At 71.4% G+C, this 259-nt stretch carries 1 pseudogene; it reads right to left on the minus strand.

Going from position 1 to position 259, the window contains the following annotated elements:
• Positions 1–259, minus strand: a pseudogene (locus C6N31_RS43020) (hypothetical protein); the annotation flags it as partial.

Below are 259 nucleotides of genomic sequence, written 5' to 3' on the forward strand. Positions count from 1 at the left end.
GTCGGACATCAGATCCGCTGCCCGGGAGGTGACCATGAGGAAGCGGGCGGCCAGCGCGCGGATGTCGGCGAGGGCGACCCGGGCTGGCTGGGGGTCGGCCGCGTAGATCCCGAAGTCGGCCCTGCCGGTGTCGATGCAGGTGGCAAGCAGGTGCTGAGCCTGGATCACCGGAGATTCGGCCGGGAACGGGAGGCTGGGGGCCGTGGTCAGGTCGTGGTGGCAGCGGGGGTGCTTGTCGCTGCCCCGCGTTGTGTTCGCG

Origin of the sequence: Streptomyces fildesensis, from assembly GCF_016107395.1 — a bacterium.
GTDB classification, from domain to species: domain Bacteria; phylum Actinomycetota; class Actinomycetes; order Streptomycetales; family Streptomycetaceae; genus Actinacidiphila; species Actinacidiphila fildesensis.